12 protein-coding genes are annotated in these 15333 nt (G+C 67.8%); 3 read left to right on the plus strand and 9 right to left on the minus strand.

The window, feature by feature from the left end:
• Positions 1–41: 41 nt before the first annotated feature.
• The 4 genes from ITP53_RS03195 to ITP53_RS03210 are packed head-to-tail and all read right to left on the minus strand — an operon-like array spanning position 42 to position 4509.
• Entirely contained in the window at positions 42–1292 is a 1251-nt protein-coding gene (locus ITP53_RS03195) for a M20 family metallopeptidase (RefSeq protein WP_195893748.1), read from the minus strand.
• Positions 1285–2511, minus strand: a complete 1227-nt coding sequence (locus ITP53_RS03200; RefSeq protein ID WP_195893782.1) for an aminotransferase-like domain-containing protein — start codon at positions 2509–2511, stop codon at positions 1285–1287. Before ITP53_RS03200 ends, ITP53_RS03195 begins: the two co-directional genes overlap by 8 nt.
• Positions 2512–2516: 5 nt before the next feature.
• Positions 2517–3746, minus strand: a complete 1230-nt coding sequence (locus ITP53_RS03205) for a M24 family metallopeptidase (protein WP_207755481.1) — start codon at positions 3744–3746, stop codon at positions 2517–2519.
• 22 nt (positions 3747–3768) lie between these two features.
• Positions 3769–4509 (minus strand): maleate cis-trans isomerase family protein, encoded by a 741-nt coding sequence (locus ITP53_RS03210; protein ID WP_328813820.1) that lies wholly within the window; start codon positions 4507–4509, stop codon positions 3769–3771.
• Between the two features lie 185 nt (positions 4510–4694).
• Between ITP53_RS03210 and ITP53_RS03215 the strand changes: the two genes are divergently transcribed.
• Genes ITP53_RS03215 through ITP53_RS03225 form a run of 3 tightly spaced genes read left to right on the plus strand, consistent with a single transcriptional unit; the run spans position 4695 to position 7664 of the window.
• Positions 4695–5711 (plus strand): D-2-hydroxyacid dehydrogenase, encoded by a 1017-nt coding sequence (locus ITP53_RS03215; protein ID WP_195893750.1) that lies wholly within the window; start codon positions 4695–4697, stop codon positions 5709–5711.
• 9 nt (positions 5712–5720) lie between these two features.
• Positions 5721–7127: an amidase gene (locus ITP53_RS03220; protein ID WP_195893751.1), complete on the plus strand. Its 1407-nt coding sequence runs from the start codon at positions 5721–5723 to the stop codon at positions 7125–7127.
• Positions 7128–7157: 30 nt separating this feature from the next.
• Positions 7158–7664, plus strand: coding sequence for a DUF3830 family protein (locus tag ITP53_RS03225; RefSeq protein ID WP_195893752.1), 507 nt, complete (start codon positions 7158–7160; stop codon positions 7662–7664).
• Between the two features lie 197 nt (positions 7665–7861).
• Here ITP53_RS03225 and ITP53_RS03230 read toward each other — a convergent pair whose 3' ends face one another.
• The 5 genes from ITP53_RS03230 to ITP53_RS03250 are packed head-to-tail and all read right to left on the minus strand — an operon-like array spanning position 7862 to position 15329.
• Positions 7862–9196 (minus strand): coproporphyrinogen-III oxidase family protein, encoded by a 1335-nt coding sequence (locus ITP53_RS03230; protein ID WP_195893753.1) that lies wholly within the window; start codon positions 9194–9196, stop codon positions 7862–7864.
• Positions 9193–11931 (minus strand): insulinase family protein, encoded by a 2739-nt coding sequence (locus ITP53_RS03235; protein WP_195893754.1) that lies wholly within the window; start codon positions 11929–11931, stop codon positions 9193–9195. The genes ITP53_RS03230 and ITP53_RS03235 overlap by 4 nt, the downstream gene beginning before the upstream one ends.
• A complete protein-coding gene (locus ITP53_RS56945; protein WP_195893755.1) occupies positions 11928–13028 on the minus strand; it encodes a HesA/MoeB/ThiF family protein in 1101 nt (366 codons plus the stop codon). The genes ITP53_RS03235 and ITP53_RS56945 overlap by 4 nt, the downstream gene beginning before the upstream one ends.
• Positions 13029–13031: 3 nt before the next feature.
• Positions 13032–14279, minus strand: a complete 1248-nt coding sequence (locus ITP53_RS03245) for an aKG-HExxH-type peptide beta-hydroxylase (protein ID WP_195893756.1) — start codon at positions 14277–14279, stop codon at positions 13032–13034.
• A gap of 30 nt (positions 14280–14309) precedes the next feature.
• Positions 14310–15329, minus strand: coding sequence for an aKG-HExxH-type peptide beta-hydroxylase (locus ITP53_RS03250; protein WP_195893757.1), 1020 nt, complete (start codon positions 15327–15329; stop codon positions 14310–14312).
• Positions 15330–15333 lie beyond the last annotated feature (4 nt).

Consider the following 15333-nt stretch of genomic DNA (forward strand, 5'->3'; position numbering starts at 1 on the left):
GTCCACCGGCAGGGGCCGCGCCTGCCGGTGCACCGCCGCATTCAGCCGGTGAGCAGCCTCATCGCGCACAGCGCGTAGACCCGGGCCGCCATCAGCAGCTCGTCGAGGCCGACCGACTCGTCGGCCCGGTGCGCCTGTTCGGCGACCGAACCCGGGCCGAGCACGATGACCGGGACCCCCGCGTCCCTGGCGACGAATCCGCCGTCGCACGCGGCGGTCCATCCCCCCAGCGGCAGATCGGGCCCGCCGGCATCGCGCACCGCACGTTCGGCCAGCACGACCAGCCGGTGATCAGGCGCCGTCTCGAACCCGGGCATCTGCATGGTCATGGTGACCTCGACGCCCAGCCCACGCTCGCCCAGACGCAGCGCCTCGATCCTGGCGGCCGTCTCCGCCAGCACGGCCGAACCCTGTTCACCGGGCAACAGCCGCCGATCGGCGGTGATCAGGCACTCGGCGGGGACGGTGGACGTCCCGGTGCCGCCGGCGATCTGACCGACGCTCCACGTGGCGGCCCCGACCAGCGGGTGCCGCGCGTCCGACAGCTCACCGTGCCAGCGTTCGAGCTCGGTCACCACCGCGGCGGCGCCGTAGATGGCGTTGAGCCCGTCGGAGGGCTTGCCTGAGTGCGCCGCGCGCCCGGTGACGGCGATCTCGACGTACGAGTCCCCGCGCGCCGCGATGATCGTCTGCAGGTCGGTGGGCTCCGCCACGATGCACCCGGCCAGGCCGGAACGGTCACCGCCGGCGAGGTAGGCCCGCACCCCCTTGCCGGTCTCCTCCTCGTCGACCACGGCGGCCAACTCGACGGGACCGGAGAGCGCGACCCCGGCCCGGCGCAGCGCGGACAGTGCGACCACGCACGCGGCGAGGCCGCCCTTCATGTCGGCGGAGCCGCGGCCGAACAGCCGGCCGTCGCGGACCTCGCCCCCGAAGGGCGGCACGGTCCAGTTGTCGCCGACGGGCACCACGTCGGTGTGCCCGAGCAGCAGCAGCCCGGGGCCGGGGCCCCCGGCGAGTACGGCCGACAGGTTGGACCGGCCTGGCTCCACCTCGGTGGTCGTCACCGTCAGGCTGCGCGCCTCGCACGCACCGGCGAGGACGTCCACGGTCGGCCCTTCCTCACCAGGAGGGTTCTGCCCCACCGCCTGGACGAGGTCCACCGCGATCTCACGTATCTCGTCGAGCGTGATCAACTCGAGCACCGCGCGTTCAGCCTCGGTGATCGCCGCGCGGTCGGCTTCATTGATCGCCGCGCGTTCAGCCTCGCTGATCGCCTCACGGTCAGGCATTGGCGGCTCCCGTCATCACCAGGTCGATCGCGCGGCGCAGCCTGCGCACACCCACGAGGGTGCGCTCCGGGGTGGTCGAGGCGAAGCACAGCCGCAGGGCGTTGCGGAACCGGCCGCTCGGCGAGAAGGCCTGCCCGGGGATGAAGGCGACCCCTTCGGCGAGCCCCACCTCGAACACCTCCTGCGCGTCGACCTCCTCAGGCAGTGTCACCCAGAGGAAGAACCCGCCGTCCGGGCTGGTCCATCTCGCGATGTCGCCGAGGTGCTCGGTGAGCGCCCGCTGCATCCCCACCTTGCGCAGCAGGTACGTCTCACGAAGCCCGCTCAGGTGCTCGGCGAGGTGGCCGTCCTGGAGGAACCTGGCCACCAGGCGCTGCGCGGGCAGGTTGGCGCAGGTGTCCATGGCCTGCTTCGCGTTGATCAGCAACTGGCCGAGCTCGGGGGCCGCGTCGACCCAGCCCACCCGGAGACCGGGCGCCAGCACCTTCGAGAAGGTACGCACCGAGAACACGTCCGCGTGTCCGTCGCCCAGTTCGCGCAGACTGGGCAGATCCTCGCCGGCGAAGCGCAACCACCCGTACGGGTCGTCGTCGATGACGATCGCCCCCCATCGGCGGGCCAGTTCGATGAGCGCGACGCGCCGCGAGAGCGACATCGTGGTCCCGGAGGGATTCTGAAAGTTCGGGATCGTGTAGATCGCCTTCGGCAGGCGACCAGCCCGTTCGACGAGTTCGGGAAGGGCCTCGACGACCAACCCGTCGTCGTCCAGGGGCGCTTCGAGCACCTGTCCGCCGTACGACATGACGGTGGCGCTGCCGTTGGTGTAGGTCGGCGACTCGACGATGACCGGGTCGCCCGGGTCGACGAAGAGCTTGCAGGCGAGGTCGATGCCCTGCATCCCGCCGCTGGTGATGGTCAGCCGGTCCGGGGTCGTCGCCTCGCCGGTGCCGGACAGCATGTCGAGCACCGCCTCACGCAGCCGGGGGTCGCCCTCGGTGGCGGCGTAGTCGTACGCGTCTGCCGAGCCGGCACCCAGTTCGGCGGCGCTGATCGCGGCGAGGATCCCGGTGGGGACCGCTTCGGCGGCGGGGCTGCCCATCGCGAAGCGGACGATGTCGTGTGACTGCTTCTGCAGCAGCGACGTGCTCGAGTCGATGACCGACCCGACCAGTCCTGCCGCTCGTGCCGCGAGCGGCGGGTGGGTGGCGGCCTGGGTCATCGAGTTCACCGTCCGATCGTCAGGTTCTGTGTGAGGTCGGTCAGCCGCTCGACCCCGTCGGCGGTCAGCGCGACGGGCTCGGAGAGCTCGTATCCCCAGCCGTCCATCCACATCCCGAGGATGACGTGGAAGCACATGCCGGCCTCGAGCACCGTGTGCTCACCCGGCCGCAGGCTGACGGTGCGCTCCCCCCAGTCCGGCGGGTATCCCAGGCCGATGGAGTACCCGATCCTGGAGTCCTTGGTCAGGCCGTGCACGCTGATGACGGCGTTCCATGCGGCGTGGATCTCGTGCGCGGTCCGCCCTGGGCGCAGCGTGGCCAGGACCTCGGCCATGCCGTCGCGTACGATCGCCGCGGTGTCGGCGAGCCGGCGGGGAGGCTCGCCCAGCATGATGGTGCGGGCCAGCGGCGAGTGGTAGCGGCGGTGCACGCCCGCGAGCTCGACGGTCGTGGCCTCGCCCGCGAGGAACTTCTCATCGGTCCAGGTCAGATGGGGTGTGCCGGCTCCCTTACCGGTGGGCAGCATCGGCACGATCGCCGGGTAGTCGCCGCCGTGCCCGGCCGTGCCGCGCGTCTGCGCCGCGGTGATCTCGGCGGCGACGTCGCACTGGCGCCGCCCCACTGCCACGGCCTGCAACGCCACCTCCATGGCCTGCTGTGCGATCGCCCCGGCGATGCGCATCTGGGCGAGCTCGTGGCCGGACTTGACGACGCGTACCCAGTTGACCAGTTCCCTGCTGTCTTCGAGCCTGACGCCGGGAAGGCCCGCACTCAGCGCGAGGTAGGCGCGCGCCGTGAAGAACGCGGAGTCGCCCTCGAACCCCACGCACACGTCCTGGCCGGTCCCGATCAGACCGCGTTCCCTGACGCGTTCGGCGATCCAGTCGTACGGGTGGACCTTCGGCCGGTGTACGAGTTCCTCCGGATAGCCCTCGACCTGCTCCGGCGGCAGCCAGGCGGTGAACCCGGCTCCGGCGGCGTCCATCGCGCGCGCGAACAGGATCGGTGCACCGTCGGCCGGCACCACGAGGCACTGAGGGGTGTAGAAGGACCAGGCGTTGTATCCGGTGAGGTAGTAGATGTTCGCCGGATCGGTCACCACCAGGGCGGCGAACGAGCGCTCGGCCATGCCGGCCCGCACACGGGCGAGCCGTCGCGCGTACTCGGCGGCATCCGGATCGGGGGAAGGGGAGGACTGCTGCACCACGTGGATCTCGCATTCTGTCGTGTTCAACGGGACGGTGCCCCGGCCATGTTCAACGGTCGAGGAGACGTTGCCCCGGCCCCACCGCCCGGCGGCCGACGGCCCGCAGCGCCGCCCACATGGTCGCCTGGTTCGCGCTGACCACCGGCTTGCCGAGCCGTGCCTCGAGCGGTGCGATGACGTCATAGGTCGGCAGATTGGTGCACGAGATCACGATCGCCTCGGCCCGCTCGTCGTCGGCCTGAGCGACGAGTTCGGCGGTGCGCTCGTACGGGACCTTCCAGATGTCGGTGGTCAGCCCCAGGTACGAGTCGGCGACGACGTCCACGCCTGCCTCGCGCAGGAACATCCGCAACCGGTCGGTCACGTGCGGGTCGTACGGGGTGGCGATCGCCACGCGCCCGGCCGCCAGCCGCCCCAGCGCCTCCAGCAGGGCACCGGACGTCGTGACCGCCGCCGGGGCCCCGGCCTCGCGCATCGCCTCGGCGAGTCGCCGCTCCCCCCGCACACCGCGTACGAAACTGCCCGACGTGCACCCGTACGCGTAGACCGAGGGCGAGACCGTGATCAGGTCCCGGGTGCAGACACGTATGGCTTCGGCATCACCGACGTGCTCCGCCATCTCCACCGTCACCGGCATCGGCGAATACGGCGTACGCGTGAAGAACAGCGTCACGTCGTCGGGCGTCCAGCGCCACAGCTCCCGATCCAGCGCCATGTCGTACGGGACGATCACGCCGACCCCGGTCTGGGCCGGCGGTCCGGGCGGTGCGGTACTGGTATTCGTGGTCACAGCCGGCCTCCTGCGGTCGCGAGGTCCGACCCCATGGTGGTGCGGAGCCGTGTCGCCATCATGCAGGATCGATGCATTGTTGACAATCATACGTAGCTCTCCTACGTTGGTCCGCGACTCGGGTTGACGGCGAGTGCGATCAGTCATGGCTATCACCTGGTCCAACGGAGGCTCTGGAGGTGTCCATGGCAGGGTCGGAAGACAGACCTGTCATCACCGTGCTCTGCGCGGACATGAACCGGCGTCCCCCGCACATGCAGGCCGTCGAAGAGCGCGCGACGGTCCGCTACTGCGACACGGGCGGCCTGGCGGCCGCGGTGACGGACGCGCACGCCCTCTTCCTGTGGGACTACTTCTCCAGCGCCGTACGCCAGGTCTGGGACCGCGCCGGGGCACTACGGTGGATCCACGTGGCCGCGGCCGGCGTGGACAAGCTGCTCTTCGACGAACTGATCGACTCGGACGTCATCGTCACCAACGCGCGTGGCGTCTTCGACCGGCCCATCGCCGAGTTCGTGCTCGGCTCGGTGCTGGCCTTCGCCAAGGACGTCCACCGCAGCCATGATCTGCAGCTCGCCCGCACCTGGAAACACCGTGAAACCCGGTCGGTGGCCGGTGGCACGGCGCTGGTCGTGGGCACCGGCGCCATCGGGCGCGAGATCGCCCGGCTGCTCCGCGCCGTCGGCATGGAGGTACGCGGCGCCGGCCGCACCGCGCGGGCCGCCGACCCCGACTTCGACACCGTCGTCGCCAGCGACGAACTGGCGCTCCACGTCGGCTGGGCCGACCACGTCGTCATGGCCGCGCCCCTGACCCCGGCGACCAGGGGCCTCATCGACGCCCCCGTGCTCGCCGCCATGAAACCCACCGCCCACCTGGTCAACATCGGCCGCGGTCCCTGCGTCGTCGAAGACCATCTGATCGCGGCCCTGGCGGGCGGGCAGATCGCGGGCGCGTCCCTGGACGTGTTCGAAACCGAGCCGCTGCCGGTGGACCATCCGCTGTGGGACACACCGGGCGTGGTCGTGTCCGCCCACATGTCCGGCGACGCCGTCGGCTGGCTCGACACGCTGGCCAGGCAGTTCACCGACAACGCCCTGCGCTGGCTCGACGGCGAGGATCTCGTCAACGTCGTCGACAAGCGACTCGGGTTCGTGCCGCCCGGCCCGCGGCCGAGTGCCGCCCGCACCGCAGCCGAGTAAGGAGCCACGATGACCGAGCCGACCCGGCTGACCGCCACCGAACTGACCGCCGCCTACCGCGACCGCAGTGTGTCGCCGGTGGAGGCCACCCGCGCCGCCCTCACGGCGATCGAGGCCGCCAACGACGACGTGAACGCCTTCGTCCTGGTCGACGCCGACGGCGCGCTGGCCGCCGCGAAGCAGTCGGAGTCCCGTTGGCGCGACGGTAGCCCCCGCGGACCCGGCGACGGGGTGCCCACCTCGATCAAGGACATCCTCTACACCCGCGACTGGCCGACGCTACGTGGCACCGACCTCATCGGCGAGAAGGGGCCGTGGCCCGAGGACGCCCCTGTCGTGGCCCGACTACGCGAGACCGGCGCCGTACTCGTGGGCAAGACCACCACGCCCGAGTTCGGGTGGAAGGGAGTCACCGACTCCCTGCGGCACGGTGCCACGGGAAATCCGTGGAACGCCGATCTGACCTCCGGCGGATCGAGCGGCGGCAGCGCGGCAGCGGTGGCCCTGGGCATGGGGGCGTGGTCGGTCGGCACCGACGGCGGTGGCTCGGTGCGCATCCCCGCCGCGTTCACCGGAACGGTCACGATCAAGCCGACGTACGGACTCGTCCCGATGTGGCCCGCCAGCCCGTTCGGCACCCTGTCACACGGCGGACCCATGACCCGCACCGTCACGGACGCCGCTCTCATGCTCGACATACTCACCGGTTTCGACTCACGCGACTGGTCGGCTCTGCCCACCCCGGCGACCTCGTTCCTCGACGGGCTCGAAGACGGCGTCCGCGGCCTGCGCATCGCGTTCTCGCCGACTCTCGGTTATGTGCGTAACGACCCCGAGGTCGAGGCCGCCGTCCGGGCCGCCGCCGCCGTACTGGCCGACGCGGGGGCCGACGTCGAGGAGATCGATCCCGGCTTCACCGACCTCGTCGACGCCTTCCATGTCCTGTGGTTCACGGGCGCGGCCAAGGTCGTCGAGTCGTACGGACCCGACGCCCTGCGACGGGTCGACCCCGGACTGCGCCGCGCCATCGAGCGCACAGGAACCGTCAGCGCCGCGGACTATCTGGCGGCCACGGCGGTCCGGATGGACCTCGGTGTACGGATGGGGCGCTTCCACGAGACGTACGACCTGCTGCTGACGCCGACCCTGCCGATCACCGCGTTCCCCAAGGGGATGGACACGCCGGAGGGCTGGCACTCCGAGGACTGGACCAGCTGGACGCCCTACACCTATCCGTTCAACATGACCCAGCAGCCCGCCGCCAGCGTGCCCTGCGGGTTCACCTCCGCCGGCCTGCCCGTCGGGCTGCAGATCGTCGGCCCCAGGCACGCCGACGCGCTCGTGCTGCGAGCCGCCCACGCCTACGAGTCGGCCACCGACTGGACCTCGGCCCTACCGCCGCTCGCTCGCCACTGACAGCACATCCGATCCGCTTGGGAGAACGACATGGCTCGCTACATCACGGTCACCCTGGAATCGCGCCGCGTTTCCTGCACCGCCAGGCTGCTCGACGACGAGGCGCCGCGCACCGCGGCCGCCGTCTGGGACGCGCTTCCGCTGTCCGGTCAGGTCTTCCACGGCAAGTACGCCCGTAACGAGATCTACAACCTGGTGCCGGCGTTCGCGCGAGTCGAGCCCGGCAAGGAGAACACCACGGTCACGCCCATTCCCGGGGACCTCTGTTACTTCGCGTTCGACGCCAATGATCTCGCCACGCCCTCGCACGGCTACGAGAGCGGCGGCGGCCCCAAGGACCTTTCCCACATCATCGATCTGGCCCTGTTCTACGGGCGCAACAACCTGCTCATCAACGGCGACCAGGGCTGGGTGCCCGGCAACGTCTTCGGCACGGTCGTCGATGGCCTCGCGGAGATGGCCGCCGCCTGCCAGGACATCTGGATGGCCGGCGCCCGTGGCGAGACGCTGACGTACGCCCGCTCCCACGAGGACTGACGACACCGGCTCTCACGTGCGCGCCGGCGACCAACCCGACGTCCTGGGTCGCGGTGCCACCCGGCGCGGTAACCGTGGAGATGCGGTTCCAGGTGGTGGCCGCACGGAGCCGAGCGGCCCGTAGGCCTTCGCCGCCACGTCGCTGGTGGCACCGTCGGGTGAGCAACATGCGAGCCCACCCCGTACAGGTCCGGCGCTCAGCTCGGGGGTGCGCCGTTTCTGCTCAACTCCCGGTTGATGCCGGAATTCGTGCGTTGGTAGGCTACTCGCTGCCTGTGCCATTCCTTTCCGAGAAGGGTCAGGGTCAGCTTCTCCTCATCAAGAGTCGCGAGACCGCGCTTGCTCATCACCTCGATCTCTGATGCGAAGTCGGCGGTGAGGTCGGTGCCGAAGGCCGAGCGGTAGTGCGCGAGGTCCACCACGAAGTACTGGAGCAAATTGATGATGAAACGCTCCTTCTGCGCCTGGAGGCTGACCGGTTCGGAGACGCCGGTTATCACATGCTCGCCTCGGTGGACGGCGGCAATATAGTTCTCGACGTTACGGCCGGTCGCATATCGGTGGTTATTGATGTAGCCGTAGGCTCCGGGACCCACGCCGAGCGACTCGGAGCTCGCGTTCCTTAACGACCAGTTGTTGTACTCGCTCTGGTAGCCGGGCTTGGCGAAGTAGTCGAACATGTAGTTCTGGAAGCCCATTGAGGCGGCCGCGTCGATAACATCGTCGTACATTTGCCGGACATTTTCTGATTCCTTGGGAAGGATTGCCGGGACCTTGCCGATCTGGATGAACCTGTGCTGCGGGGAATTTTGATGGATTCGATACAAATAGATCGTGAAGTGGCTGATGTTCAGGGCGTCCAGTCGGTTGAGATCCCGCTGCCAGGTCTCCCGGTCCTGTCCCGGCAGGTTGTACATCATGTCGAGTTGGACGTTGTGGAATCCGCGGGCTCCAAGCTCGCTGATCACCCTGGTGCTCTCGTCCGCGGCGTGTGGTGAGCCGATCGTTTTCAGTATGTACGGGTCGAACGACTGCACACCCAGGCTGACTCTCGTGACCTGCGAGTCGGCGACGAAGTCCAGTTTTGTCTTGTTGTAGTCGTGGGCGTTGCCCTCCAACGTCAACTCGTAGTCATGCGCGACCGGGAACAGGGCGAAGATCGTGTCGACGATCCGCTTGATGTTGGCGGTGGAGAAGATGGAGCCGGTCCCGCCGCCAAGGTATATCGCGCGCAGCCGACCTGTTCTGAAGCGCGTATAGGATGCCCATTGCCGCAGGTCCTCAAGGAGTGCGGAGACGTAGCGCTCCTCCTTGTCGAGCGGATCCCGTGGGGACAACAGTTCGTTGAAGTACGGGCAGGCATGGCAGCGAACCCGGCAGAAGGGGATCGCCAGGTACAGCACGTAGTCGCGGCCTGCCTCGTCCAGCGCCAGCCGATCGTGGGCGAACCCGTGCCCTGCGGTGTTCGCTGACAACTGCGGTGGGAAGAGCGTGAACAGGGGGTCGTGCTTCTTCGGCAGGACGCTGGTCATGCTTGCACTCCAGAGGTGATTGCCGCGGGGGTCGATGTGGCCAAGCTGCCGGATAGGTACGACAGCGCGCTCTCCGGTCCGATGGCGCCCAACGCGGCCGCGGGGCCTTCCTGATAGCGCCGTGCGGATTCGAGCACGGCATCGCGGTGGCTCCGTTTCGCAGCGTCAAGAATTCGCTTTCGTATCGAGTGCCAGCCGGTCGCTCGCGCGCGTACGAGATCTGCCGCTTGGTCATGCACTGACGGTGGTCGATTCAGGCTCACGACGGCTGCCGTCCTTCCGGCGGCCAACTCGTCCTCCTCCGGGGGACGGGTTGCCATCTCGGTCAACAGGTCGCCCATTGCGGCGAGTGCATCGCCCAGCCGGTCACTGCCGGCGGCGGCGAGAGTCAACGCACCGGTACGCCAGGAAAGAGCGGCCTTGCTGCCGTGCGCGGAAGCCGCGCGCAACGTTCGATAGAGCCGACGGTCGAGAATTGCGGCCAGGAGAAGATCTGCGGCGGCATCAGGGTGTGCGGCGGGAACGCTCCGATACGTGAGCAGCACGTATGGGGGCCCACTCGACGACGGCAGCAGCACGGGATCACCATTTGAGGGGAGCGTCACGGCCAGCGGGTCACCCGGCGCTTGTCGCACGGTTCCGGAGAACTCGCCCCAGGCGATCTCGTCAGGCAGCGGAACATTCGGCTCCTGGGTGATTACTACCGTGCGTGGCATGCGGGCCAGGTCCTTGGTGGCCGCCGTGAACAGGCTTCGTGCGGTGCTCGGATCTTCGAGAAGTGAGCGAAGGCGGTGCCTGGCAGCCAGGCCATTCACGCGGTCATCCACAACTCCGGTCAGCGACACACGTGCCGCCGTCGCGGAGCGGAGCAGCGACAATCCGGCAGGTGCGGCGGCCGCGGTGCGCAGTCCTCGCATGGCCCGCTCCGCCCAGCCGGCGGGATCATCACGCATTGCCGCGAAACGCCGCATCAGCCAAGAATGCGCCGCGTGAATGTCGTCGCGATGGCTGGTCAGCGATGCCCGCACCCACAGGCGAGGCACGTCTACGTTGCTCTCGTGCGCTTCCACCACGACGTCCGTCGTGACCCGCCAGCGCGCGCTGTGGTTGAACGGCGCGGCCAGCAACCGGAGGATCGGCAGAAAACGGGGCGCCAGTCCGCACAGGTCGATGTCCACGGTGGCGTAGCCGACCCCGTTGGTGTCGGTACGCCACAACCAGAGTTCGTCATCGAGTCGCTCAGGCTCGCTGCTGGCGCTGCGGGGAGACAGCTCCTTGATGGTCACCAGCGGCGGTGTTGCTGCGATGCGGGAATCAACCCGGCGGGGCTTTCCGAGGGGGAGCGCGGCCACGGCGGTGTCGAAAGACTGCCTGGCAGTCGGCCCGGTACGGTCCACGATCACTCGGCCGATCGAGCCGAGTCCGTTCGTCAGCACCTGCAATGTCCGCTCCGGTTCGTCAAGTTGCGAGCGCAGGTGGCTTTCCAGGTCGAACACGTCGAGGGGATCGGCGCCCCGGGTCAGCGGGAGGACGGCGTCCAGCACCTGCTGGACCGGCCACATGGGTGCCGGATGAGGACGATGGCTGCGGTCGTACGCGTCCAGCAGCTTGCGCTGCGCCGCGGCCCGGATGTCGTCGCTGCCGAATGCCGTGGGGAGTGCCTCTGCCAAGACCTCATGCGCCCGTGCCGCGTCACCCGGCTTCCGTGTGACGACGCCCACCCCGAAGATCGTGTGCGGATAGATGGCGTGAACGCCCGAGCCCGGTGCATACCGTACGACGCCGCAGGCTTTCAGCGCCTCCCGCAAGGACCCTTCCCTCTTCCTCGCAAGAGCGTCCTGGAGAATCTGGGCACGAGCTATCGCTCCCGGCACATCCACAGGCTCAAGTCCGATGGCCACCATCGCGTCGCCCGTCCCGGGCCCAGCCGCGCCGGCGACCTTGACGACCAGGCTCTTGTCAGGCTGCGGAGTAACTTCCGGGCGCAAGTCACCGGGCGGCCTGAACGTGCTGTGCTCCAGCACCCGCATCGCTCTCCGCTGGAACCGGGACGCAGGCAGGTCTCCCGCAGTGATCAGCCAGATGCGCCCGGGGTGGTAGAAACTTCGGTGGTATTCGCGGGCGTCATCCGGTACGACCCCTACGAGGTCAAGTGGCTGTAACCCCTGCCCTTGCAGCAAGGACATGGTGCTCTGGCCGTACAGGCTGGCGGCCAGCGCCGGCACGGCAAGGGATGGCGGGTCGCCCAGGCGCGTGACGGCCTCCTGCCACACGACGCCGCCATAGAGGCCGGTTCCGCTGGCAGACGAATGAACTCCGAATGCTTCCTCGGCGAAGTCCTCCTCGTGCAGCAGGGGGTGGAACACGCCGTCGATAAGCGCGTCGGTGAGGAGGTCCGCGCTGGCCGGGCAGGTCGTGGCGGCGACAAAGCTGGTGTGGCCAGGCCCGGTGAACGCATTCATGAAGGTGGCCGCAGTACGGTTCAGAAGCGCCGGAAACAGATGTCTGACCGGAAACAGCCGCGACCCCGACCCGATCCAATGCTCCAACATGTGTGGTAAGCCCGGCCGACCAGGCGTGGGCGTGTGCGCGGCGAGCGCGATCACCAGGTGCGGGGTCGGAGTGGCGACATGGACGTGCCGCAGTCCGGTCACGCGCTCCACGAACTCGGTGATGCGCACACCGTCGATGTCCCGTTCGGCGATCGGCTCGAAACTCGCGACCTGTCCCGTCATGCGGCACCGTCCTCTTCCGCCGTCGCTGCCCCTTCACCGGCGCACACAGGACACGTCTTTTGTGGTGGCAGCGGTCGCACGCCTGCGGTTCCGTCCGGCTTCCACTCCCAGATTCCATTGATCGTCAACGGCTGCCCGGCTCCGGCAAGGTGCCGGAGCACCTCTCCGGTCGCCACACTCGCGGTGAGACTGGCAACGGTCGCCAGCCCACCGGAATTGCCACGGGGAAGGCGGCGCATGCGCGCGACGGTTTCGGGAAAGGCGGGTGTGGACAGTGCCAGCGCCGCCCATTCACACATGGGACATGCGCTCCTGCCCGGCACGTAGAACGGACCTACCCTCAGCCCGCTCGGGTGCAGCAGAGGGCGCCCGGTCTGTCGGCAGGCCTCGGCCAGCCACTGGCGGATCAGCCACGTCGGCTGGTCTGCGGACGCTACCACCATGTCCACGTCGCCAGCGATCGGCACCATGTCTCTCGCACCGCTCACCGGGCGGGCGACTGTGCGAATGTCGGCGCGTGGGGCGAAGCGGAGCAATGCCTCCGCCGCGGCATCGACCTTTGACCGGCCAATGTCGTGTTCGCCAAAGAGAATAGAGCGGTTGAGGTTGGAGGGCTCGACGCGGTCGGCATCCACCAGGACGAAATTGCGGACTCCGCAACAAGCGAGGCCGTAGAGCAACCAGCTCCCCATGCCTCCGGTGCCCACCACGGCTACGCGGGCGTCAAGCATTCGTCTGAGGCGCTCGTGACGTGATGTCCCCTCCTCCTCCAGCTCGGAGAAGTAGTTCAGCAGCCGGTCGAACCGCGCCGCGTCTTCGGCGAGCAGAAGGGGACTGACACGTACCTCTTCAAGAAACCGTGCTTCGCTGAGCGTCTCGGTCAGCTCTCTGGCGCGTGCGCGCTCGGAGTCCGGCCAGTCGGCGGTGGCCCGGTCGAGGTCGCTGAAACCATCCGCGAGCAGGTGCAGGATTCGCTCCTCCACTTCAGTGAAGGGCTGCACCCGAATCACTTTTGCGCGCAGTCGCATGACCAGGGCATCGGCGAGGGGCAGTAATTGCGTACGGCCGCGCAACCGCAGTGAGGTGTTGGTCGACACCGGTCAGTCCTGCGCCACGGTGTGGAACTGCTCCACCAGGCGCCTTCCGCCGGGGGTGAAGGAGGTTTCCGCCGAATCGAGTGTGCGCAGGGCCTGCCACAGTTCTTTCCGCACTTCCGCGTACCGTTGTGCCAGGGAAGGAGCGGAGTCGTACCGCATCATCGCGGTGAGCATCTGCAGAATCCGCGCGAACACGAAGGTACCGTGCAGGATCTGGTGCATGGGGCGGGCGTCGTCGCGCCACGGCGACGCGACCAACTTGTCCGGTGTGGACTCGATCATCGGGTCGTCTTCCATGAGCAACATCAGCCGATGATGACTCGCTTCATGGAGGAGGTGTTCGGTGGTGTACAGGGTGTCCGAAAACGGCGCGAACCGCTCGCTCATGAAGATCGTGCCAAAGAAGCCCGTGTCGGTGAAGGTAGAGATCAGCTTGCTCTGGACCGGCGCCACGATCTTTATGTACGAGCGGAACTCCGCTCCGAACTCGGGGCAAGCGGAGTCAAGCAGACTGATCGCACGCTCTATGGCGTCGACCACGTCCATACCAACCGGCTGATAGGCCGACAAGTCCCGGGGAGGATATCCCGGGATAGCGCTGCGCGCGTTCTGACTCTCGAAGAACCGCAGAAACCATGGGTCGGACGCGTCTACCTCGACGTTGCCGTCTGCGATCAACGGCCGGGACACGAGTAGGTCTGCATCGACGTCCTGCGGATCGAGCAATCGGGCTGCGGACACCCGCCACGTCCGGTCATCGACCGTGATGTCGAGAGTATCGCCCTCGACCCGGACGATACTCTCCGCCGCATCTCTCACCGGGAGCGAGATGTGCCTGGCGTGTCCGGGAAACCGCAACTCCCCCTTTTCGGAAAGAGGCAGCGCAACCGTTGCGTCGGAAAGCCCGCCGCGCAGCGCCGGTACCAGCACGAATCTTCCAAAATGCTTGAGCAGTGTGGACAGCTGTGCATTGTCACCGCTTCCTACGGCGGCCTTGACTTTGATCCACCATGTGCAGAAAAGCGGATGCTGTGCGATGTCGCCGCGTTGGCTTTCGGTAAGTCCGTCGTAGATTTCCAAGAGGTTTCCGACGGTTGTCGCCTGAGCGTGATCCAATCGGTCCATCAGGCGGGGAATAACCCTGGAAACGCCTCGCGCGACACGAGTGCGGTAGCGGTTCAGCGGCTCGTCAGGATAGGCATCGGCGACCGCGATGGGGGGGAGGGTCGGGTGTGTGCCGGTAATCGACATAATAGCCTTCCTCGAAGGGATCGGATCGGTTCAGTGAAGGGCCGATGCGGATACCTTGGCGCTGATCTCCCGCGCGACCTCGCGAAATTCTTGGAATTGTGCACGTCCAAGTGGGGTCAGCCGCACCGAGTTCTCGATGAGCTCCAATGCCTCGGTCTGCATGGCGTGGACCTCGTGCAATCGGGAAAGCCAGACATCGCCGCCGGCGACCGTGTGGGCGCGCAGCAGGAATCGAGCGATCCGGGCGAAGACGAAGGCTCCGTGGTAGAGGCCGTCCACCGGGCGGGGCACCTTCCGGTACGGCGAGTGCAGTCGTTCCTCTGGCGGGTGTTGGTGCACGGGGTGCATGTGGAATACCGCGTTCATGCGTAGGTGGCTGGTTTCATGGATGATCCGCTCAGCGGCGACCGCCACGTCGTCGAGGTCGGTCCGAAGGAAGATCAGTCCGTTGAGCACGGTGTTGCTGAAGGCGACAGTCTCCGCGCTGTGAATCGGCACAATCTGCTTTACCAGTAGGTTGATCTCGCGGCCCATCTCTGGCCACACGGCGTCGATCAGGTCGAGTGCGGCGGTGAGCCCCGCCACGGCTTCGCCGGGTGGGGCCGGGGCGACGTCGCCCTGGTTGCGGTCCAGTTGCGTCTTGGCGTTGGCGGTGGTGATGTATTCCGTAATCCATGGATGGCCGGAGTCCACGACGATTTGGTCACGTAGCACGACGTGGTCGTTGTCGGTCGTGGGCTCGATGAGGCGAGGCAGGTGCTCTACCCACGACATGAGCTCGGCGACGTCACCGCGTTGGTACCCGAGTGAGAGCCGGTGCCACCAGTAGCCGAACAGCGGCGCCATCACCACCTCGCGCTGCGCCTCCGGGGACTTCCGTTCATAGTCGGCCAGTGCCGACCGGATCAGCGACCCGGCCTGCTCGGGTAGGCGCCGGACGAGTGCGGGGAGCACGACACGAATGGCGACGCAGCGCTTGCTGACGAACGCCTCCTGGTACGGGTCGTCCTCCCCCACACAAGCCAGCACAGACGGGACCAACTCGGTCATGGAT

Source organism: Nonomuraea cypriaca (assembly GCF_015645445.1).
Classification (GTDB): domain Bacteria; phylum Actinomycetota; class Actinomycetes; order Streptosporangiales; family Streptosporangiaceae; genus Nonomuraea; species Nonomuraea cypriaca.

Excerpts from the sequence above, each read along its gene's own strand:
- ITP53_RS03195 (WP_195893748.1), bottom strand. The coding sequence starts at position 1,292 with ATGCCTGACCGTGAGGCGATCAGCGAGGCTGAACGCGCGGCGATCAAT.
- ITP53_RS03200 (WP_195893782.1), bottom strand. The coding sequence starts at position 2,511 with ATGACCCAGGCCGCCACCCACCCGCCGCTCGCGGCACGAGCGGCAGGA.
- ITP53_RS03215 (WP_195893750.1), top strand. The coding sequence starts at position 4,695 with ATGGCAGGGTCGGAAGACAGACCTGTCATCACCGTGCTCTGCGCGGAC.
- ITP53_RS03220 (WP_195893751.1), top strand. The coding sequence starts at position 5,721 with ATGACCGAGCCGACCCGGCTGACCGCCACCGAACTGACCGCCGCCTAC.
- ITP53_RS03225 (WP_195893752.1), top strand. The coding sequence starts at position 7,158 with ATGGCTCGCTACATCACGGTCACCCTGGAATCGCGCCGCGTTTCCTGC.
- ITP53_RS03230 (WP_195893753.1), bottom strand. The coding sequence starts at position 9,196 with ATGACCAGCGTCCTGCCGAAGAAGCACGACCCCCTGTTCACGCTCTTC.
- ITP53_RS03235 (WP_195893754.1), bottom strand. The coding sequence starts at position 11,931 with ATGACGGGACAGGTCGCGAGTTTCGAGCCGATCGCCGAACGGGACATC.
- ITP53_RS03245 (WP_195893756.1), bottom strand. The coding sequence starts at position 14,279 with ATGTCGATTACCGGCACACACCCGACCCTCCCCCCCATCGCGGTCGCC.
- ITP53_RS03250 (WP_195893757.1), bottom strand. The coding sequence starts at position 15,329 with ATGACCGAGTTGGTCCCGTCTGTGCTGGCTTGTGTGGGGGAGGACGAC.